We start from the raw sequence: 21,590 nt of genomic DNA, 5'->3' as shown, positions 1-21,590 counted from the left end.
ATATTATGGTACTATAGGATATGATTTCAAAACAGGGAGGGAAGTACATGACCAGAACCATCGGCCTTATTTGCGGCAGTTTACGGGAAAATTCTTATAATCGAATCATCGCTCAATCATTGACGGATATGGTTGATTCGTATCAATTTCGCTGGATCGAAATTAATGATCTTCCGTTGTTTAACGAAGACCTAGAAATAAGTGGGGTTCCAGAAACAGTGGCATCATTTAAATCCGCCATCCAGGACGTCGACGGTATCATTATCGTAAGTCCAGAGTACAATTCTGGAATGCCAGGCGTATTAAAAAATGCATTGGACTGGGCATCAAGACCTCGGGAGTCCGCCGTTCTTACCCAAAAACCAGTTGGCCTGATTGGAGCTACTCCAGGTGGAATGGGTACTGCATTTGCTCAAATGCAAATCAGGCAAGTACTGGAAGCCATGCAAGTACATGTCCTTCCATTTCAAAAAATGCTGATTTCGCAAGTACATAAAAAGATTGATTCTGATCGGAAAGTGCTTACCGACGATCAAACAAAACGTTATCTTGAACGTTATTTACAACAATTCATTCATTGGATCGATTACACTCCAGCTATAGATTAATCAATAATCAATGATTCTTAGTATATATATGATTGACAGGCTATAAGTTTATAGATAAACTTAGAACAACATTCAGTTAAGTCATAAACTGATTGGAACCAACGGAGGAGTTGGGGGATTTCCCTACATATGAACTTTCTTCGATAGCTTTTAATAAAAGGAGGACTTTAAAAATGTCTGATCTCTATTCCCGTCTTTCCAAGGATGATGCTGCCGTTCTTCTGGTGGATCATCAAACCGGTCTTATTTCCGGGCTAGTGCGTGATTATGGTGTTGATGAATTCAAGAACAATGTCATGGCCCTTGCCAACACAGCAAAGTTTTTTGATTTACCAGTCATTTTGACGACAAGCTTTGAAAACGGACCAAACGGACCGCTCATGCAAGAATTGGAAGAACTTTTTCCTCACGCACCAAAAATAGCCCGGCCTGGACAAATTAACGCATGGGATAATGAAGATTTTGTTAAAGCAATCGAAGAAACTGGAAAAAAACAACTAATCATCGCGGGCGTGGTTACAGATGTCTGCGTCGCTTTCCCGGCACTATCCGCTTTGAACGCCGGTTATGAAGTATTTGCTGTCACTGATGCGTCTGGAACAGTCAGCAAACAAGTAGCTGATGCAGCATTAGCGCGTATGGCCCATGGCGGTGTGCAGCTTATGAACTGGTTTAGCGTAGCATGCGAATTACAACGTGATTGGCGCAACGACGTCGAAGGTTTTGGTGCTTTACTTTCCAGCCAGCTTCCTGGTTATCAAAATATCATCGGGAGCTATAGGGGAGCGCAGCGCGACTTCAGCAAGCAGATCTAGATTGTGTCTTTATCCAAGTTGAATAAGGGAGGGGACATTATGTCCTTCCCAGTTTGTATACAAAAAGGTTTCGGAATGTTCTCATTCCGAAACCTTTTTAATTTTGGCTGTTTTCGTAAAGATTGTTGCTTTATAAAAAAGGGTGATTTATATCCATTTTTTGGTACAGTTAGATTAAAGTATCTTATTGAACAAACGGAGCAGGTTAGTTGAATAGGAAATAGACTTTTGGTTAAATATGGTATACAATTATCCCTGAAGGAACGTATGTTCTTTTAGGTGAGATTGCTTTTGATGTGTAAAAAAATAAACTATAAAATTTATGATTGGAGTGTTATTGGATGCAAACAAAAAAAGTTTTTCTATATGTATTTAATACAATGTCGGACTGGGAATATGGATATTTAATTGCTGAACTAAACTCAGGAAGATATTTCAAAAAAGATTTAGTACCTTTAAAAGTAATTACAGTAGGAGCTAATAAAGAAATGATTACTACTATGGGAGGACTGAGCATAAAACCAGATATTTCCCTTGATGAATGTACTCTTGAGAGTAAAGATCTTTTAATTTTACCAGGAGGGACTACTTGGAATGAAGAAATTCATCAACCTATCTTGGAAAGAATTGGCCAAGCTTTAAAGCTTGGCACTATTGTTGCTGCAATTTGTGGTGCAACTGAGGCCCTTGCGAATATGGGATACTTAGATACTAGAAAGCATACAAGTAATAATTTAGAATACACTAAAATGATATGTCCTAACTATAAAGGAGAAAAGTTCTATGAGGTGGAATCTACGGTATCTGATGCGAATTTAGTTACTGCATCAGGAATAGCTCCTCTGGAATTTGCGATGGAAGTTCTGAAAAAATTAGATGTATTTGCACCAGATACATTACATTCTTGGTATAACCTAAATAAGACTCATAAACCTGAATACTTCTTCCAGTTAATGAACTCAATGAATAAATGAGTTAAAATATCAAATGGCATTTTTATTTTACTTGAAATAATCTCCATACTTTGTACGATGTCAATGTATAATTTTTACACATAATCAAAGTTTTTAGATAAGTTAACAGAGGTTGTTGATAATTGTAAACTATCGGGGGTGTTGAAAAACACCTTCTTATACTAACCTGCCCCGTTTCGAATATTTTATTTAAAAGGTTGCTGATTATGAGGAAGTCTGGGGTTTAAATGACTATGGTTGGGCAACAGCACAGGATGATGATGGAAATAGGTTGATCCCTTTCTTTCCTAAAAAGGAATTTGCAAAATACTATGCCGTTAATGAGTGGAATAAATTCAAAGCTAAACAATTGACTTATATTAGTTTATTGACGGGGGCTTTAGTCCAATAACAAGTCGGCCACTTTCTTATGAATGTGGCTGTTTTTTATACTTCTCGTAAAAATTTAACCGGGATCAAATTCGTTTTCTTACACGCACTTAATAGCATTTGATTTACTCGTTCCTTAGTCGCCATCTTTTTACTCTGTTGAAGAAAGTTGAACCAATAAAGATAGTTGTCCAGATACTTTGTGGCCACACCTTGAAACCGTCGCATCCAGTCTTTCAATCGCTTGTGATAACTGTTGACGTGCTGAAGATGGAATATTCCTTTTTTGACATATCCCTCTTTACTCAGATTAATCTTCTCGTGAAGCATAGCCTCAGCTAATGCATGCAAGTATAAAAGTCTGGGGACGTATTATGGAAGTTCAGCTGTACCTAAAATAGGTGTTTCAGCATTTGCAGCATATCTATCTACTATTACGAAAGCTCCTTACAGTTCAGCTTTAGCAGCTGCAAGTGTTGTTGTTGGCGCTGTTCCAAATATATATTACTCTTTGAATGATGCTCAATGCACATCTGGTAAGTACTTATACAACAAAAGAACTGTGAAATTCTTTAAAGACAAGGCACGTAAAATACAAGTAGGAAAAACAAGTGTGAGTTATCAAAAAAGAGCTAAGTAAAATAGTAATCTGGAACATTACTTGTGATTTATAAGCAGGTCCTGTTGGCATATTTCTTAATAGTTATAAAAAAGTGGTGGACGTTTAATCTCAAAACTTTAACCACTTTTTTTGTTTGTTTTAAAGAGTGTGTGCAATTTCATTTTAATACTGCATAATGCACTTTTAATTCATTCGCTTTTCTACAAGGCAGAATGGTAATTGACCTAGCAAGGATGCAGTATTGTGCACAAATGTTTAAAGAGTATATTATTGTGCAGTACCTATGACAACATTCGGACTGAGAAACGCTACATTTTTAATAAGAAGTGAGATATCGTAGAAGCAGGGAGAGGGATTGAGAATGTTTTTAGATGAAAGAAGCGCCAATTTACTAAAACTATTACAGCATTCGCCCATTTCAAAAATGAAAGAACTTGAAGCCCAAACAGGTTTGACGAGAAGGCAGATTCAATATGGATTGAGCAAAGCGAATGACTGGCTCCAATTTCATGGATATCAACCGATTCAATATAATCGTGAAATGGGCTACTCCTTTTCTGAAACAATCAGGGATGAAGAATTGAATGTAAAACTGACAAAACGCAATTATATATTTTCAGAGACAGATAGGGAAAAGGTTTTTTACCTCATGATCCTGTTAAGCCAAGAAGAATTGTCCGTCTATCATTTCCAGACGATCACCGGGGTTTCGCGAAATACGGTGCTAAAGGATTTAAAAAGACTTAAAGAGAAAAACAGGGACATATCGCTCAAGATCCAGTATTCCAAACAAGATGGCTATGTGGTGATTGGGGAAAGCCGAACAAAGAGATATATCATTGAACGCCTCGTGCATGATGTACTGAACAGTCCCAATAGTGATTGGATCATGGAGTGCATATGGGGAAATCATGAAAAGCAAATCAGCTCGATCCGGTTACAGCTTGAAAGGGCCGAACGTAAATTGGGCATCACCTTTACGGATGAACGGCTTCATGAACTGAGCTATTTATTTCTATGTACAGATCAGCTCATAGGAAAAGGGGAAGAGTTACAGGCCGACCAGAGCTGGGCGCCGTTTGTTGCGACGGAGGAATACAAACTGGTTGAGGAGATGACCAGGACGAATGCGTTTCAATCAGTATGGAGCGAAACGGAAAACTTATACGCAGCCTTACATTTATTGAGCATGAATCGAACGAAGGATATTTCCCCTCTTAAGGATGATGAAGTCATTCAACACCTTTTGCAGGAAATCGTGGAAGAGTTCGAGAGGCTTGCATTTGTTCACCTGAAAGACAAAGAGCAGCTATGCCAGCAATTATACGTTCATTTTAAACCGGCATATTATCGCCTGCGGTATGGCCTCCCGCAAATGAATCCGATGACGGGACGGGTGCAGAAGGTATATCCCGAACTGCATCATTTGACAAAAAAATCCCTGTGGGTATTGGAGAAAGAGGTTGGCTGTCCAGTATCGGAAGAAGAAGTGGCCTATTTCACGATCTATTTTGGCGGCTGGCTGCGCAGGCAAGGAACAACATTGGATGATCGAAAACGGGCGATTGTCGTATGCCCGAATGGTATCGGCATCAGCAATATCCTCATTTATACATTGAGGGAATTATTTCCTGATATTTTGTTCCTGGATGTTTTGTCCGTTAGAAATGCGGCTGAATACCCGCTGTCGTACGATCTTGTTTTCTCGACGGTGCATATGAGAACAAAAGCGGCATTATTCGTTGTACCGCCGATTTTGGAAATGCAGGACAAACATACATTGCGCCAGCAGGTCATGCAGGAATTGTATGGATATACGACGGAAAGTGTGGATGTTGCAGCTTTATTAAAGATCATTTCCAAGTATGCAACCATCCATGAACAGGATCAGCTTGAAAAGGCTTTGAAGTCGAATGTGTATACCCATACACCAATAATAACCCAATTTTCTTTAAAGGAGGCAGAGAAGCCCGTGTTAGAAGAACTGCTCAATATGCAAACGATCCAATTACAGCAGCAAGTTTCCGATTGGAAAGAAGCCATTCAAGTCGCGGCCAAGCCTCTCGTGGACTTAGGTACCGTCGAAGAACGATATGTGGATGCCATGATCGAGGCCATAGAAACGAATGGACCATATGTAGTGATAACGCCTGGAGTGGCGATTCCCCATGCACGTCCGGAGCAGGGGGTCAGGTCTTTATCCATGAGTTTGCTGAAATTGGATGAGGCCGTGGACTTTGCGCCGGATAAACCGGTCCGCCTGATTATCATTTTGGCGGCCGTAGATAACGATTCGCATCTGCGGGCATTGATCCAGCTCACTCAATTATTGAATGAGCCGGCCAATATAGAAGAAATCTTAAGCACTTCAGATAAATCGGTCCTTATGGAGTACGTTCATAAATATTCGAAGGAGGAAGCGGAATGAAAATCATGGTAGTATGCGGAAACGGATTGGGAAGCAGCTTCATCATGGAGATGAATGTGAAGAAAGCATTGACGGAAATGGGGAAGACGGCCGAGGTGGATCATACGGATCTCGCATCCGCAAAAACGGTTCAGGCTGATATTTTCCTGGGAGCAGCGGATATTGTCGGTCAGCTGGATGATGGAACCCGGACGATCGTCACACTGGAGAACATGATGAGCATCCCTGAAATCAAATCTAAATTGGAAATGCACGTAGGATAAAAAAAGGAGAGATTTATATGAAGAAAATCATGGTAGTGTGCGGAAATGGATTGGGAAGCAGCTTCATCATGGAGATGAATGTGAAGAAAGCATTGACGGAAATGGGGAAGACAGCCGAGGTGGATCATACGGATTTGGCATCAGCAAAAACGGTTCAGGCCGATATTTTCCTGGGAGCGGCGGATATTGTCGGTCAGCTGGATGATGGAACCCGGACGATCGTCACACTGGAAAACATGATGAGCATTCCTGAAATCACATCGAAATTGGCTTCACATCTATAAGAAGAAAACATAAAGAAGAGGGGGAGAGGCAATGCTGGAACTTATCATGAATGACATCTTGGGCACACCTTCCATACTTGTGGGGCTGTTTGCCCTCATCGGACTGCTGTTACAGCGGAAATCCAGTGCGGATGTCGTATCTGGAACGCTAAAAACCGTCATGGGCTTCATTATCATCGGAGCGGGAGCGGCAGTGCTCATTGGCGCCCTTGATATATTCAGTAAAATGTTCGATCATGCATTCCACGTACAAGGCGTCATACCGAATAACGAAGCCATTGTCGCAGCCGCCCAAAGTGATTTTGGGACTTCGACTGCACTTATCATGGTATTTGGGATGGTTGTCAATGTTTTGCTTGCTCGTTTCACGCCATTTAAATATATATTTTTAACGGGACACCATACCTTATTCATGGCTTGTTTACTTGCAGTCACCTTATCCGTCGGCGGGCTCAGCGGATTTCCGCTAATCTTGGTCGGCTCCATTCTATTAGGAGTATGCATGGTGTTGTTCCCAGCCCTCCTTCAGCCATACGTACGGAAGATTACCGGCAGCGATGATTTTGCCATCGGCCATTTCGGGACAATCGGATATTTCGTATCCGCGACTGTGGGAAAATGGTTTGGAAATAAGGAAAAAACGACAGAGCAAATCAAGGTTCCAAAGTCTTTAGGATTCCTGAGGGACACATCGGTCGCTGTATCGCTTACGATGACGATGTTCTTCGTGATCGTCGCATTGTTTGCCGGGCAGAACTATATTGAAACGGAATTATCCGGCGGTTCGAACTTCATCGTATTCTCTTTCATCCAGGCGATAACATTTGCTGCAGGAGTCTACATCATCCTTGCAGGAGTACGGATGTTAATTGCTGAAATCGTCCCTGCATTCAAAGGGATTGCCGATAAAGTGGCACCGAATACAAAACCTGCATTGGACTGTCCGACCATCTTTCCATTCGCTCCAAATGCAGTGATCATCGGGTTTCTATTCAGTTTCCTGGCTGGACTATTATCCATGTTCCTCCTTCCGGCACTTGGATTGAAAGTAATCGTGCCGGGGCTCGTACCGCATTTCTTCACCGGAGCTGCAGCAGGTGTTTTCGGAAATGCCACGGGAGGCAGACGCGGAGCGATGCTTGGATCGTTTGCCAACGGACTCATCATCAGTTTCCTGCCGGCAATACTCCTGGTCTTCTTGGGGGATGTAGGGTTTGAAGGCACCACATTTGGTGATTCGGACTTCGGTGTGGTAGGTCTCTTGATCCTGAGTGTCATGAAACTTTTAGGATTATCCTAAACTGTTATACTGATAAGGTACAGAAATAAAAATATATGAATGAAACCAACAGCCTAAGATCTTATAGATAATGGGCTGTTGGCATTTTCATCATCATTCTGATTTTTGAGGTGATTGGCATGGCCAACAAAGCAATTGTGCTCGATTTGGATGGCACGACATTGAACGAAAGAAATACTGTGAATGAGACGCTGGAACAATACATAGGCGAACTTAGGGAAAGCGGTAAGCTGATTTTCATTGCAACAGGAAGAACGCTGGAAGAGGTGAGGGACGTTTTGCCGGCCGGCATGGAGGCCGATGGAATGGTCACCGCCAATGGAATGTCCGTATTCATCGGAAAGGAACAGATTGTCGAACACGCCCTGTCGACGGAACTTGTCGAAGAATTGGTCGCCAAAGCAGGAGCGGAAGAGATTTTTTACGAAGTTCATCCGAACGAAGGAACACGGATGGCATTACTTAAAGATAAAGACTATATGGTTAAACAAGGTTTGATACCAAAACCTGAGACAGTCGATGAAAATGAATGGCTATCAAGACAGGATGCAGTCGAAGACAAAATAAGATGGTCAGAACAACTGGATATAAGCAGCGTCGCCAAGATTTACTTTTTCAGCAATGAAATGGATACGATTCGAAAATGGAAAGCGGAGTTGGGGAAAATCAAGCAGTACAATGCCTTTACCACAGCTTCCTCCACCCATCATAATGTAGAAGTGACCGTGGAAGGCATCACAAAAGCAACAGGCGTTCAACTGCTGCTGAAACATTTTCAGCTAGCACCCGAAAATATCCTGGCAGTAGGCGATGGCGAAAATGACCTCCCGCTATTTAAACTCGCCGGACATTGCGTTGCCATGAAAAACGCCACTGACCTTGTCAAAGAACAAGCCGATGAAGTGACGGAGTATTCATATCGAGAAGATGGACTGTATCGCTTTTTAAAGGCTAAGTTTCACTGAAACCTGGAAGAGCGAGTGTCTTACGTTCCAAACAACGTGTAAGTTTTGACAACTTAATTATGTCTACAAAAGGGGTCCGGAATGGTATCATTCCGGACCTTGATATTAAACAAGATTCCTTAATGGTTTTAAACTGTTTGGAACCCTCAAAGGATTGAAGAAATTTGCGACACTCCTGCCGAATAACTGGCTAGCCGGGACCCCACAGACGCTTGCTTTGATGCGGCTTGGCAGACAGCCGGCGGAAAGGGAGCGGATTTCTGAAATGACTCCGACCGTTATTTAAAATTACAGGCAACTCAATTAATATCGAGCTTATCTCCAGTCTGGAGCCCATCTATAAAGATCGGCTCTTTTTCCTATAGGATAAGATAAGCAACAAACGCTTACTTTAAATCCTCATATTTTCCGAAAAGTACAACCTGATGCAATCCAAAACCCAAAACAGTTCCATAACTGGAAGTAAAATTTTAAATATTATGATATATTAAAGGGAAATCATAATGTTTATATTGATATAAATACGTTATTTTAGTTTCCTAGGATAACAATTACTAGACGTAGAAAGGATTTATGAAGCATGAAGAGAGTGACGACAGAAGATGTGGCCAAAATAGCGGGTGTTTCACAATCAACCGTTTCCAGGGTGCTGAATGATTACCCCTATATTAAGAAAAATACGCGTGACAAGGTTCTTGCTGTAATCAATGAACTGGGATTTACAAGGGATGAAATAGCCAGAAGCCTCGTTGAAAAAAGAACCAAATCAATAGGGTTGATATTGGGGAGCATTTCAAATCCATTCTTTGCCGAAACGGCGGAAGTCATCATAGAAAGGGCACAAGAATTAAAATATGATGTCATCGTTTACAACACGGGGCATAAAGATGAAAACTTGGAACAAGCCATTAATTTGCTGATTGGCAAAAGGGTAGAGGGAATCATCCTTACAAGCGTTAGTAAAAATTATACTGAAAAAATTAAGAAGTTACATGATAATGGATTTCCCGTATTATTATATAATAGTTTCCTCGATATCAAGGACGTTAATTTTATCGTAATGGACAATAATAAAGGTGCCAGGCTCGCTGTTCAGCATCTAATAAAATTAGGACATAAAAAAATAGCGAAAATATCCGGCCCATCCAAATACTTGGCAACATATGAGCGAACGGTGGGTTATAAAGAAGAGATGATGGAGAACGGGTATGAAATTGATGAAGGCTTGATTTTCAATAGCGAATTTTCCTATGACAAGATTTATTCATTTACAAAAAAACTGCTGAAAAAGAAGGACAGGCCGACTGCAATCATAGCCGCATCCGATCAGATGGCTCTCGCAGTCCTAGATGCAGCTTCAAGCCTGAATTTGAAAATCCCTGCTGATTTATCGGTTGTTGGGTTTGATAATATAAGATTGTCCGCTAATGAATTCATAGGGCTGACCACAATATCCCAACAAATGGATCAAATGTCTTTAACAGCTCTGGAAAAATTAATCTATCTCATTGAAAATAAAGAAACATCATCTTCATCCATACAAATTTTCCTTAAGCCTGAACTGATGGTCCGTAAAACAACAGGGCCAGCCCCCGTACAAGATTAAGGGGAATGGCCGGTTTTGGATCGGACCTTATGTGTATTCACTTTCATAAAAATCGGGAATTTTTAAAATTTTACTATTTACAAAAGTCAGAAAGTTGTTTATATTTTAATTTGTAATCGCTAACAAGTATTTTGCATCATTTTGAATACGTATTCAAAATCAAAATGCAAAATGAAAAATCGCCTCGTTGAGGTAAAGATAGGTGATAGATTGGATATAAATCATTTATTTAATTTAAGCGGTAAAGTGGCCGTCATAACAGGTGCAAGTAAAGGAATCGGTAAAGACTTAGCCCATTTGCTTGCGCAGGCCGGTACCGATATAGCGATAGTTGCCCGCAATAAACAGCAACTTGAAGAAGCAGCACATGAAATCGGGCAAACCGGTGTAAATGTTTTACCCGTTGCATTTGACTTAACAAAGGTTGAAGAAACGGCACAAGTAATGGAAGGGATATACAAACACTTCGGTAAGATTGATATTTTAATAAATAATGCAGGAATAAACGTGGCAAAGCCAGCTGAAGTGTTGACATCGCAAGAGTGGGACACCGTCCTGGACATTAATTTAAAAAGTGTATTTTTTACGAGCCAAGCGGCAGGGAAGTATATGATCGACCAAAAAAAAGGCAAGATCATAAACATGTCTTCGCAAATGGCATTCGTCGGTTATTACAAACGGGCTGCATACTCCTCCAGTAAAGGAGGAATTACACAGCTGACGAAAGCGCTTGCGATAGAATGGGCACCGCATCAAGTCAAGGTCAATGCCATTGCTCCAACCTTCATTGAAACACCTATGACCAAGCAGATGTTTGAAGATGAAACGTTCAAAGCTGAAGTATTGAGCAGGATTCCGCTTGGCAGACTTGCTAAAACGGAGGATTTATTTGGCGGCTTGGTCTATCTGGCATCAGATTGTTCAGATATGATGACAGGTCAAACATTGGTGGTCGATGGCGGTTGGACTGTCTGGTGAGTTTTTTGAATACGTATTCAAAAGGAGGGTGAATGATGTCTATAGCTCAAAATATAATCCAGGATTTTCGAATGCCGACAGTTTTCCGGGTTGGTGTTGGGGCATTTACGACGTTAGTAAAGGAAATCGAAGAGCTGGGAGCCAAGAAGGTTGCGATTGTAAGTGACAAGGGTCTGGAAAAAGTTGGAGTTGTTCAAAAAGTGTTGGATCATATTAAGCCTCTATCCGTACCAACCATTACATATACGGAGATCTCGGGAGAGCCGACGTTTCAGCTATTGAAGGAGGCTGTACGAACGCTGGATGCCGAAAAATGTGATGTAATCATCGGAATCGGCGGGGGTAGTGCACTGGATGTAGCAAAAGCAACAGCAGCTTTATGCGGGAAAGAAGATATAACAAGTTATCTAAACGGTGAAAAAGTGGTGAAATCGAGAGCGGTTAAATGCATTCTTTTGCCGACAACTTCAGGAACAGGTTCGGAAGTGACGATGAATGCCATTTTTGGTGATGAAGAGCAGCAAGTAAAAAGAGGGATCGTAAGCCCGGTATTCCTTCCGGATGTAGCGATCATCGATCCGGAATTGACCATTTCCTGCCCGGCACGAGTTACTGCGGCATCAGGGGTGGACGCCTTTACACATGCCATTGAATCTTATATTGCCACCAAGGCTACACCGCTTACGAAAGTTTATTCAGAGAAAGCAATGAAACTATTTCCTTCGAACATTACGAAAGCTGTCCATAACGGAAATGATTTGGATGCACGGACAGGAATGAGCTGGGTTAGTTCATTAGCGGGTGTGGCTCTAGCAAATGCAGGGGTTGGGGCGGTTCATGCACTGGCCTATCCGCTAGGCGGTAAATATCATATTGAGCATGGTGTCGCAAATGCCCTTTTAATGCCTTTCGTTTTCGAAGTGATTGGGAAAACATGCACGGAAGAAATGATGGAGGTAGCGTCCTTTTTACAGCTGGGTGATTTCAAATCACAGCCAAGCGAAGCATTGAAGGCAGTTGTTGATTATATGTATCAGCTTCTGGAGGATCTTGATTTACCTACATCGTTATCAGAACTTGGGATTGAAGAGGACTCATTACCGATGCTGGCGGAACAGGCGGCCAAAATTGATCGCTTGCTATCGAACACTCCTTATAAGCTAAATGAACAAAAGATTCTCGGAATCTATCAAAGTTCCTTTAAAGGAAGGGTGGGAAACTGACTTGATCACGACAAATTCCGATAAAAAGAGATTATACATCGGCGGCGAGTGGCTGGAAGGAAATGATCATTACGATCTTCGGTCTCCTTATTCCGGAAAAGTGATCGCGCAAGTGCCTTTGGCAGAAAAGGAGACGGTACTAAAAGCGATAGAATGTGCGGAACAAGGTGCAAAAGAAATGAAAAAGCTAACAGCCCTTGAGCGCTCCAATATCTTGGAACGTGCAGCCGAAATTTTCAAGGAAAGACTTGAGGAATGTGCATTAATACTCGCTAAGGAAAATGCTAAGCCATTAAAGGCGGCAAGGGGCGAAATTTTACGCACGATTGAAACATACAAGTTTGCAGCAGAAGAGGCAAAACGGATTCATGGTGAAACGATTCCGATGGATGCCGCTAAAAATGGCAAAGGCCGCTTTGCTTATACAAAGCGTGAACCGCTCGGCGTCATTGCTGCCATCACACCATTTAACTTTCCATTTAATTTAGCTGCACATAAGCTTGGTCCCGCGTTTGCTGCAGGCAACTCGGTCATTTTAAAACCGGCTTCACAGACACCGCTTAGTGCATTGGCCGCAGCCGGAATTTTTGAAGAAGCAGGTTTACCTAAAGGCGCCCTGAATGTTGTCACAGGTAAAGGAAGCGTCGTCGGCAACGTATTGGTCACTGATCCGAGAATTAAAATGGTCACATTTACAGGAAGTGTCGAAGTCGGTTTGGGGATCAAAGAAAGAGCTGGCTTGAAAAAGGTGACATTGGAGCTTGGTTCCAATTCTGCTGTCATCATCGACAGTGCTGCTGACTTGGATGCCGTTGCACAGCGCTGTGTCGAAGGTTCCTTTGCCTATTCAGGTCAGGTTTGCATCTCTGTCCAACGAATTTATGTACAGGAAGATTTATATGAGTCATTTTTGCAAAAGTTTACCGAAAAGACGAAGCAGCTAAAATTTGGAGATCCGGAATCAGAAGATACAGATCTTTCCGCGTTAATCAGTATAAATGAAGCAAAACGAGTGGAAGGGTGGATCGAATCGGCTAGAAACGCTGGAACGGAAATCGCATATGGCGGTCAAAGAACAGGTGCAATCCTTCACCCAACCATTATCAAAAATGCGGGGTCAACACAGGAAGTAAGCTGCCAAGAAGCATTTGCCCCCATCGTTTCAGTCAATTCCTATAAAACATGGGATGAAGCCATTGACCTTGTGAATGATTCTTTATACGGCCTCCAAGCAGGCGTCTATACGACTTCGATGCCAAAAGCTTTTGATGCTGTTGAACGGCTTGAGGTCGGAGGTGTCATCGTGAATGACATACCATCATTCAGGGTGGATCACATGCCATATGGCGGAGTGAAAAACAGCGGGACTGGCAGGGAAGGGATTAAGTATTCAGTCGAGGAAATGACTGAATTAAAACTAGCCGTCTTTACTCTCTAATTAGCGCGGTCATGAAAATAAAAAAATTAACGAACACGGAAGGGGAAATTAAAATGTCAGTACAAGAACCTAAAGTAAAAAAAGCGGTAACGAATGAGGAAATGGAAAACAATTGGATCGTCCGTTTTGATCAAATGAAATCAAAAGGAATACCGTTAATGTTCATTGATAGTATCATTCCGGGTCATCAACGTATCAACTATACATTGATTGGGGATACAGCAAGCGAAAATGATAATTTCACACCTGAAATTACCGAGCCGCATGGTTTTCAAATCGGAATGGTGAAGGCCCAGAAAGGAAACGGTCCTGCTTACCATACGCATGATTACATTGAATCCTTCCTTCCTCTCTCAGGAAAATGGCGTTTCTACTGGGGGAAGGGTCCTGATGAAATTGATGGCGAAACGATCATCGATCAATGGGACTTAATTTCATTACCGCCAGGCTTATGGAGAGGTTTCGAAAACATCAGTGAAGAAGATGCTTGGATCTTCGCCGTTCTTGAACAACATAAAGTATTTGATGGAAAAGACCCTTACTGGTCTCCAAAAGTGATCAAGGATGCAGCTGAATACGGATTCTTTGCCAATGATTTAGGCAAAATGATTAAACCGGATAACTTTGAAGAACTTGAAAAGGAAATTGCCGATAAATTGAAAATGGGTGAAAAATAAGGATGGATAAAGTACCGCTCATTTTGCTTCCGGGTACGCTTTGTGATGAGCGTCTATGGGAAATGGTGAACCTATCAGATCTAGCAGATGTGAAAGTCTGTAATGTATCGAAGGCTGATACTATAGAAGGAATCGCAAAGTCGGTATTGGAAGAGGCACCTGATAAGTTTGCACTTGCAGGCTTATCCCTGGGTGGCATCATTTCTCTGGAAATCATGCGAATAGCACCGGAACGGGTCATAAAGCTAGCGTTGCTTGATACGAATCCAAACCCTCCCCAGCCTGAACAAATAACAGGCTGGGAGAGGTTCATCGAAATGGCGAATAATGGCCAATTTCTCGATATTACACGCAATTATCTTCTCCCGGTGTTAATCCATCCAGACCGGAGAAATGATGAAGCATTAGTTTCAAAGATCATCGATATGGCTGAAATAGTCGGCAAAGAAGGGTATATCAATCAGTTAAAAGCCGTGATGACGCGCTCTGACCAACGTCCCATCCTTGCTGCTATTGAATGCCCGACCATGATTTTGGCAGGAAAGGAAGACAGGGTATGTCCTGTTCACATGTCTGAATTTCTAAAAGAGAACATCCCGGCGGCGAGTCTTGAAATCATTAGTCATTCGGGTCATTTAAGTACGTTAGAACAGCCTGAAAAAGTGAGCGCTGCAATGAGGAAATGGTTGTCAGGTAATTGAAGTGCCGGGCACTGGACGTGATTTTGCAGCATGGCACGAGATGCAGTCTGCAGAAAGAGAGGGAAGACGATGAAGAATAATGCCATAAAGGACAAAATCAAACGCGGGGAACAAGTTCTTGGTGCATTTTTAGGGCTAAATTCCCCGCCAATAGTCGAAATGCTCGGTTATGCCGGCTTTGATTTCGTCGTAATAGATGACGAGCATGGTGCATTCAGTGCTTCAGAGCTTGAAAACATTATCCGTACGGCAGATTCTGTTGGGGTTGTCCCGATCGTCCGGGTTTCATATGACCCTTCCAGTATTCAAAAGGCTTTAGATCGCGGAGCAAAAGGTGTACAAGTACCGATGGTCAATACAAAAGAAGAGGCACTTGAGGTAGTTAAGCGGGCTAAATTCCCTCCATATGGAAATAGAGGAGTATCGTATTCCACCAGACCGGCGCGTTACGGAAAAGATGGCGGAAAACCCTATTTAGATGAGAGTAATGAAAATGTTATGATAATTGTGCATATTGAAACGCAAGCTGCAGCAAACAATTTTGAAGACATTGCAACAGTTCCTGGTATTGATTTGGCATTTATCGGTTCTACAGACCTCTCGGTGAACATGGGATACCAACTAGAAGGCGCAAAACATCCTGAAGTGCAAAAGGTCATCGATGAACTGTTCATAAAAGGGAAAGAGCTCGATATGCCAATTGGTACCGTAGCCAGTAACAGCGCTGCCGCTAATGCGGCTTTTGACAAAGGCGCCCAATATGTCGGGGTCATATTGAATAATGTGATTACGTCTGCGTTAAATGATGTTGTCTCAGCAAGCAAGGCCACTCAATCTGTTAAATGACTTTACAAGAAGTACAGCATTTTGACGAAACTACTTTATACGAAAAGGATGGTAATAATGGCAGAAAAAAAGACAGGTTCAGTGCAAGTAGCTCCAAAAGAAGAAAAAACAACAATGAATGCAAGCCAACCGGTCAAGAAAACACCGAACTTCATCTTCTATGCGGATGCTGAAGACGTTAATATGCTCGATACAAAAGATGACTATGATTACATTAATATAGAAGAAACGAATCAAAAGAAACAGAGAATGAACGGCTTTGACCCGGAATACAACAACATCGTTGATTATATTGTGAAAATCACACGGCAAATCTGGAAAGAGAAAGACATCGGACTTATTTACGATACGTATAGCACAAGCATATCCGTTCATAAAGGGTTGATCAATAGCCATGGGGTTAACGAAGTCATCTCAGGTACGCTGCAAACACTGCATGCTTTTCCGGATCGGAAGGGGCTTGGATGGAGTGTAATCTGGTCAGGGGATGATGAAGCAGGATTTTTCACTTCACACCGGGGCCGTTCTGTTGCAACGAACCTTGGAGATAGTTTATACGGTCCTGCCACTGGAAAGAAAGTGATGTTCAGAACAAGCGCTGATTGTATGATCTTAAATAATAAGATTTACGAAGAATGGCTTGTGATGGATACATATCATCTGGTCCTGCAACTTGGCTTGGATCCGGTCGAGTTTGCTAAAAAAATGGCTAAAAGTACGCAGAAGCTTGCTCCTGCTATACAGTTTGGATTTAAAGAGACAGCAGAAACAGGGCTACCTCCAAAACTATTCACGCCATCCTCTGATGAGTTCGAGATAGGGGAGTTCATGCAGCTTGTATTCAATCGAATTTGGGCTCGGCGCTCATTTAACTTTGTTCGGGAATATTATGAGGAAAATGCAGTCGTTCATTATGTCTGCAACAAGGATGTAATCGGCGTAAGTGAAATTCAAGGTATGTTCATGAGCCTCTTTGCCTCCATACCGAATGGGAAGGTGATTCTTGAGAGGGTAACTTGTAATAGACGCGGCTCTGACAGTGATTGGGATGTAGCGGTTCGCTGGAGAATACAAGGCGTGCACGAAGGAACGGGATACTTCGGAGCCCCTAGCGGAAAAGCCATTGATATTGCCGGCATCAGCCACTATAAAATCCGTAATGAAAAAATCTCGGAGGAATGGCTATTGTTTGATGGAATGGAAGTGTTGCGTCAAATCTATTTGCCAGATGAAAACGAATCACAACAAGATGGGGAAACCACAATGGATGATGGGAATTTTACCGGCGTATCATGATTGCCAGTTGACGGCTGTGCTGCAGCCGTCTCTTCACTAAACAACGATTAGGGGGAAAATAAGATGGAATATATGAAAAAAGCGGACGTATTTGAACAGACCTCTTCACATGACGTGGAACAAACGGTGAAGTCGATTATTGAACATGTAAAAGCAGGCGGGGATGATGCCGTACGGGAATATGAAAAAAAATTCGGTGATTCCGATCGTCCGGTCCGGGTTAGTGAAGAGGAGATCGAGCATTGTATCAGGACTCTTCCAGAAGAGGTAAAGGTGCTGATCGATCGAGTCGTGGAAAGAGTATCCGATTTTGCTAAAGCACAGTTGAGCTGCCTCACTCCATTCGAAAAGGATTTTGGCGAGGGTATTAAGATGGGGCATAGAATCGTACCGATCGAAAAGGTGGGGGCTTATGTTCCAGGAGGGAGATTCCCGTTATTATCATCAGGACCCATGGTCGTTGCACCGGCAAAGGTAGCAGGAGCAAAAAGAATCGTTGCAGCAAGCCCGGCCAATTATGAAGGCGGTATCCATCCGGCCGTTTTATATGGCTTGATCCGCTCCGGTGCTACAGACATTTTTGCAATTGGCGGGGCGCAGGCCATCGCTGCCATGGCATATGGAACCGAATCCATCCCGGAAGTGGATATCATCGCTGGACCAGGAAACCGGTTTGTAGCAGAAGCAAAACGTCAAGTGTTCGGTAAAGTAGGCATAGACCTTATTGCAGGACCAAGTGAAGTGATGGTTTTTGCTGATGATTCGGCTTCACCTCAGAAAATAGCGGCCGATTTACTTGCGCAGGCAGAACACGATCCGTACGCACGGGCCATTCTTGTCACAACGTCCAGAACGGTTGCCGAAGAAACGGAAAAAGCAATCGAAGGCTTTTTGAAAACCTTCTCACCATCTTCCCCTGCACACGAATCATGGGAAAAAAGAGGGGAAATCATTTATGCAGATTCATTACAAGAAGGACTGGATATTTGCAATGATTATGCCATTGAACATCTGCATTTGCATATCAAAAATAGCCGCGAATTGATGGATAAACTAAATAATTATGGATCATTATTCCTTGATGAAGGCAGTTCCGTCGTCTTCTCTGACAAAGTCTCTGGAACGAACCATACATTGCCGACTCAAAAGGCAGCAAGATATACAGGGGGACTTTGGGCAGGAAGTTATGTGAAGGTCATGACACATCAGGAAATCACAGGTCAGGGCATTCAATTCCTGGCATCCCATGCGGAAGATCAATCCGAAATCGAAGGCTTGGAAGGCCATAAATTATCTGCCACTGTCAGGTTGACAGAATGTGCTTCTAAATGATTATGATTGCTGAAAACGCATTCAATTAAGGACATGCTGCAGCCCTTGAAGAAATGGATACTCCCACTCTGCCTGAAATGAGTGCCAGGTGGATGGGCTGTATCTGCAGATTAGATTTTAACCCTGGAAAATATACGAGAATATGTGTAAATACTAATAGCATCGCCTTTCTGTCCAGTGGGACGAGAGGGAGGGGAATGAAAGGGTGGAATATATGGACAAAACTAATAAAATTAATAATCGGAAAGAAACCATCTTATTCTTTATCATTAGCTTGTTGTTCTTTGTCACCATTACCGCATTTGATCCATTTATCTCCTCTTATGCTAAAGATCTGGGGTTCGATTCAGTTATTATAGGCAGTATAATCGGAATTTCAGGGATTGTGGCCTTATTGACACGACTTCCGATAGGTGTATTTTCGGATATGCTGCATAAACGAAGATTGTTTATCCAAATGGGGTTGCTGATAACGATTGTAATGTGGACACTAGCCTTTTTTATACCAAATGCTACCACATTGTACCTTGGGAAAATTTCGGATGGTTTAACTGGTTCCACCTGGGTTATTTACAATGTTATGTTCGCTTCTTATTTTGGTGTGAAGGAAGCTGCAAAAGCAGTGGCGATATTGGGTGTTGCATCGCCGGTTGGCTCCATACTAGGGACAACAATCGGTGCATTAGTGGCCAATAGTTATGGGTATCGGTATAGCTTTTTAGTAGCGGTGGCCGCCGCCATACTTGCGTTTGTTATAACATTTTTCACAAAAGACCTCAGCATTAAAGGGGTAAAGGTAAAATACGATAAAAAAATACTTGTCGAGCAAATCACCGATAAAAAAATCTGGGTCATTTCCGTTTTGGCAACGATTGCTTTGATGGTCACCATTGGAACAAGGGATACGTTCACACCTTTAGTTGCAACCGACCTTGGAGCAAATCCGCTATTGATTGGCATGCTGGCAAACACACACCTGATCATATATGGCTTAGCCGCAGGATTATGCGGAGCCCTTTTTTATAAAAAAATCGGTTTAATGAATACGGCGATTTTGGGAGCGGTATTACAAGGGGTCATCATCATATTGATTCCTTATGCTGAAAATTTAACGATGCTTTTTCTATTGCAGGCATTCCAAGGTTTTGGTTACGGGCTGATCTTTACGGTCGTCACTTCCTGGGCTGTTGAAAATATCCCGGAGATTAAACAATCTACGAGAATGGGCCTGTTCCAAAGTTTATATTCGGCTGGAATGTTTTTGGGACCCGTCCTAATTGGCATCTTGATTGAAGTGTTTTCAAGATCCACAGGTTACCTGATCATGGGGGCATTATCAATTGCTTCAACCATTCTTATCAAAACCTCCATAAAACGCTCAAAAAAAGAAGCTTCCAATGAAGAATTTCCTCTTGAAGAGATGCTGATTAATAGAAAATGATTCTTTGAAACAGGAAAGAGCAGACCTTAACGGGTTTGCTCTTTTTTAGTTTGAGTCGGATCCTATATTAAATAAAACCAATTAGTTAATATTTGAGTTTATAGACAAAAAATGTTTTACCTGAAATTTCAAAACAAAGTTGATGGGAGCGAGTGCCCTACGTTCCAATCGACGCTGGTAAATCTTGATAATCTAAGACTATCATAGGGTCCAATTTACTTCACGTTATCAATAAAATGCATGCAGATTGTCTTAATGGCCATAATGATTTTTATTCACAAAATTTCATTAATATTGACCGTATCAATCTATGACTTTATCATAACAGCAGGATAATGATAATCATTTTCAATTATGATTAACTCGTGAAGAAGGTATAGATGACGGGAAGGGTGCAAATATGAGGGAATCTAGAAAAGTAAGAACGTTTGGGGGAGGAGCATTCATTCTGTTACTTGCGATTATGGTGATGTTATCAGGATGTAATAATTCTCAAAAAACAACGGAAGCAGAGAAGACTTCTGCTGAAACAAGTAATCAAGAAATAAGGACAATTAAGCATGAAATGGGAGAAACGGAAATCAAAGATACTCCGAAAAAAATAGTTACGCTTGAGCTATCTTTCGTTGATTCTTTAAATGCCCTAGGGATAAAACCTATCGGGATTTCAGATGACAACAAAAAAGAGATGATAGTAAAACTTGTAGGTCAAGAGATGGATTATACTTCTGTAGGAACACGTGAGCAGCCTAATTTAGAGGTGATCAGTTCTTTACAGCCGGATTTAATCATTGCAGATGCTGAGCGGCATAAAGGGATTTATAAGGATTTACAGCAGATTGCACCTACCATCGTTTTAAAAAGCCGGGAATCTACCTATCAAGAAAATCTGGATTCATTTAAAACGATTGCAAAGGCAGTAAACCAGGAAGATGCTGCAGCAAAAAGATTGAACGAGCATGAAAAAACGATTAAGGAACTTAAATCAAAGCTTACTGTTGATTCAAATATGACGGTTTTACCAGCAGTTGTACGAGATACTTCATTCCAAGCCCATACTTCATCTTCTTATGATGGAGAATTGCTTGAGCGCATGGGATTGAAAAATGCCATTCAGCAGGAACTGCCACATGCCGAGATGAATCTGGAACAGCTTGTCGAGATTGATCCGGATGTGCTGCTTTTAGCGAACAATGAGGGTAAGTTACTTACTGATGAGTGGAAAGACAATCCTCTTTGGAAAGACTTGAAGGCTGTAAAAAACGGACAAGTATATAGTGTTGATCGAGATTTATGGACGAGATACCGCGGTGTTGTATCCGCAGTGGCCATTGCTAAAGACACTTTAAAAATGCTTGGAGAAGAATAGACGAACAAAAGCGAAGTAAGAGATCCCATTCTTACTTCGCTTTCCATTAGGTTTA

The 21,590-nt window shown here is 41.9% G+C and carries 19 protein-coding genes and 2 pseudogenes; 20 read left to right on the top strand and 1 reads right to left on the bottom strand.

Going from position 1 to position 21,590, the window contains the following annotated elements:
• The first annotated feature begins 47 nt into the window (after positions 1-47).
• The 4 genes and pseudogenes from MHB45_RS19250 to MHB45_RS28360 all read left to right on the top strand — a co-directional run.
• The gene (locus MHB45_RS19250) at positions 48-608 is read left to right on the top strand and encodes an NADPH-dependent FMN reductase (protein ID WP_048681503.1); all 561 of its coding nucleotides are present in this window, start codon (positions 48-50) and stop codon (positions 606-608) included.
• Between the two features lie 173 nt (positions 609-781).
• Positions 782-1,423, top strand: coding sequence for an isochorismate family cysteine hydrolase YcaC (gene ycaC, locus MHB45_RS19245; protein WP_048681500.1), 642 nt, complete (start codon positions 782-784; stop codon positions 1,421-1,423).
• A 341-nt stretch (positions 1,424-1,764) separates the two neighbouring features.
• Positions 1,765-2,397: a type 1 glutamine amidotransferase family protein gene (locus MHB45_RS19240; protein ID WP_202186618.1), complete on the top strand. Its 633-nt coding sequence runs from the start codon at positions 1,765-1,767 to the stop codon at positions 2,395-2,397.
• A gap of 205 nt (positions 2,398-2,602) precedes the next feature.
• Positions 2,603-2,788: pseudogene (locus tag MHB45_RS28360) on the top strand (DUF2750 domain-containing protein); the annotation flags it as partial.
• A 35-nt stretch (positions 2,789-2,823) separates the two neighbouring features.
• Here MHB45_RS28360 and MHB45_RS19235 read toward each other — a convergent pair.
• Positions 2,824-3,099 (bottom strand): annotated as a pseudogene (locus MHB45_RS19235) (IS1595 family transposase); the annotation flags it as partial.
• 650 nt (positions 3,100-3,749) lie between these two features.
• On the opposite strand from MHB45_RS19235, the gene MHB45_RS19230 reads away from it, so the two are divergent.
• The 16 genes from MHB45_RS19230 (at position 3,750) to MHB45_RS19155 (ending at position 21,535) form a co-directional block, all read left to right on the top strand.
• Positions 3,750-5,816 (top strand): BglG family transcription antiterminator, encoded by a 2,067-nt coding sequence (locus MHB45_RS19230; RefSeq protein WP_072273538.1) that lies wholly within the window; start codon positions 3,750-3,752, stop codon positions 5,814-5,816.
• Entirely contained in the window at positions 5,813-6,079 is a 267-nt protein-coding gene (locus MHB45_RS19225; protein WP_048883162.1) for a PTS sugar transporter subunit IIB, read from the top strand. Before MHB45_RS19230 ends, MHB45_RS19225 begins: the two co-directional genes overlap by 4 nt.
• 17 nt (positions 6,080-6,096) lie before the next feature.
• Positions 6,097-6,363 (top strand): PTS sugar transporter subunit IIB, encoded by a 267-nt coding sequence (locus tag MHB45_RS19220; RefSeq protein WP_048883161.1) that lies wholly within the window; start codon positions 6,097-6,099, stop codon positions 6,361-6,363.
• Positions 6,364-6,394: 31 nt separating this feature from the next.
• A complete protein-coding gene (locus tag MHB45_RS19215; RefSeq protein ID WP_072273537.1) occupies positions 6,395-7,663 on the top strand; it encodes a PTS ascorbate transporter subunit IIC in 1,269 nt (422 codons plus the stop codon).
• Between the two features lie 119 nt (positions 7,664-7,782).
• Entirely contained in the window at positions 7,783-8,628 is an 846-nt protein-coding gene (locus MHB45_RS19210; RefSeq protein WP_065421238.1) for an HAD family hydrolase, read from the top strand.
• A gap of 580 nt (positions 8,629-9,208) precedes the next feature.
• Positions 9,209-10,234, top strand: a complete 1,026-nt coding sequence (locus tag MHB45_RS19205; RefSeq protein WP_048689428.1) for a LacI family DNA-binding transcriptional regulator — start codon at positions 9,209-9,211, stop codon at positions 10,232-10,234.
• A gap of 210 nt (positions 10,235-10,444) precedes the next feature.
• Positions 10,445-11,212 carry an SDR family NAD(P)-dependent oxidoreductase gene (locus MHB45_RS19200; protein ID WP_081088713.1) on the top strand — a complete coding sequence of 256 codons (768 nt, stop codon included), beginning with the start codon at positions 10,445-10,447 and terminating at the stop codon, positions 11,210-11,212.
• Positions 11,213-11,247: 35 nt separating this feature from the next.
• A complete protein-coding gene (locus MHB45_RS19195) occupies positions 11,248-12,435 on the top strand; it encodes an iron-containing alcohol dehydrogenase (protein WP_072273536.1) in 1,188 nt (395 codons plus the stop codon).
• 4 nt (positions 12,436-12,439) lie between these two features.
• Positions 12,440-13,873 carry an aldehyde dehydrogenase family protein gene (locus MHB45_RS19190; RefSeq protein ID WP_072273851.1) on the top strand — a complete coding sequence of 478 codons (1,434 nt, stop codon included), beginning with the start codon at positions 12,440-12,442 and terminating at the stop codon, positions 13,871-13,873.
• A gap of 53 nt (positions 13,874-13,926) precedes the next feature.
• On the top strand, positions 13,927-14,550 hold the full coding sequence (locus MHB45_RS19185; protein ID WP_063594732.1) for a hypothetical protein: 624 nt from the start codon (positions 13,927-13,929) through the stop codon (positions 14,548-14,550).
• 2 nt (positions 14,551-14,552) lie between these two features.
• Positions 14,553-15,251 carry an alpha/beta fold hydrolase gene (locus tag MHB45_RS19180; protein WP_048689433.1) on the top strand — a complete coding sequence of 233 codons (699 nt, stop codon included), beginning with the start codon at positions 14,553-14,555 and terminating at the stop codon, positions 15,249-15,251.
• A 69-nt stretch (positions 15,252-15,320) separates the two neighbouring features.
• Complete coding sequence (locus MHB45_RS19175; protein WP_072273535.1) at positions 15,321-16,097, top strand: HpcH/HpaI aldolase family protein; 777 nt, start codon at positions 15,321-15,323, stop codon at positions 16,095-16,097.
• Between the two features lie 57 nt (positions 16,098-16,154).
• A complete protein-coding gene (locus tag MHB45_RS19170) occupies positions 16,155-17,393 on the top strand; it encodes an ester cyclase (protein WP_048689438.1) in 1,239 nt (412 codons plus the stop codon).
• Positions 17,394-17,456: 63 nt separating this feature from the next.
• Positions 17,457-18,725: a histidinol dehydrogenase gene (gene hisD / locus MHB45_RS19165; protein WP_048689441.1), complete on the top strand. Its 1,269-nt coding sequence runs from the start codon at positions 17,457-17,459 to the stop codon at positions 18,723-18,725.
• Positions 18,726-18,939: 214 nt separating this feature from the next.
• Entirely contained in the window at positions 18,940-20,166 is a 1,227-nt protein-coding gene (locus MHB45_RS19160; protein WP_260089140.1) for an MFS transporter, read from the top strand.
• Between the two features lie 400 nt (positions 20,167-20,566).
• A complete protein-coding gene (locus MHB45_RS19155) occupies positions 20,567-21,535 on the top strand; it encodes an ABC transporter substrate-binding protein (protein ID WP_340908037.1) in 969 nt (322 codons plus the stop codon).
• Positions 21,536-21,590 lie beyond the last annotated feature (55 nt).

The sequence above is a fragment of the Peribacillus sp. FSL K6-5616 genome, from assembly GCF_038008245.1.
In the GTDB taxonomy this organism is placed as follows: domain Bacteria; phylum Bacillota; class Bacilli; order Bacillales; family DSM-1321; genus Peribacillus; species Peribacillus frigoritolerans.
Note: the sequence above shows the minus strand (reverse complement) of the source record. Positions and strands in the feature narration are given on the sequence as shown.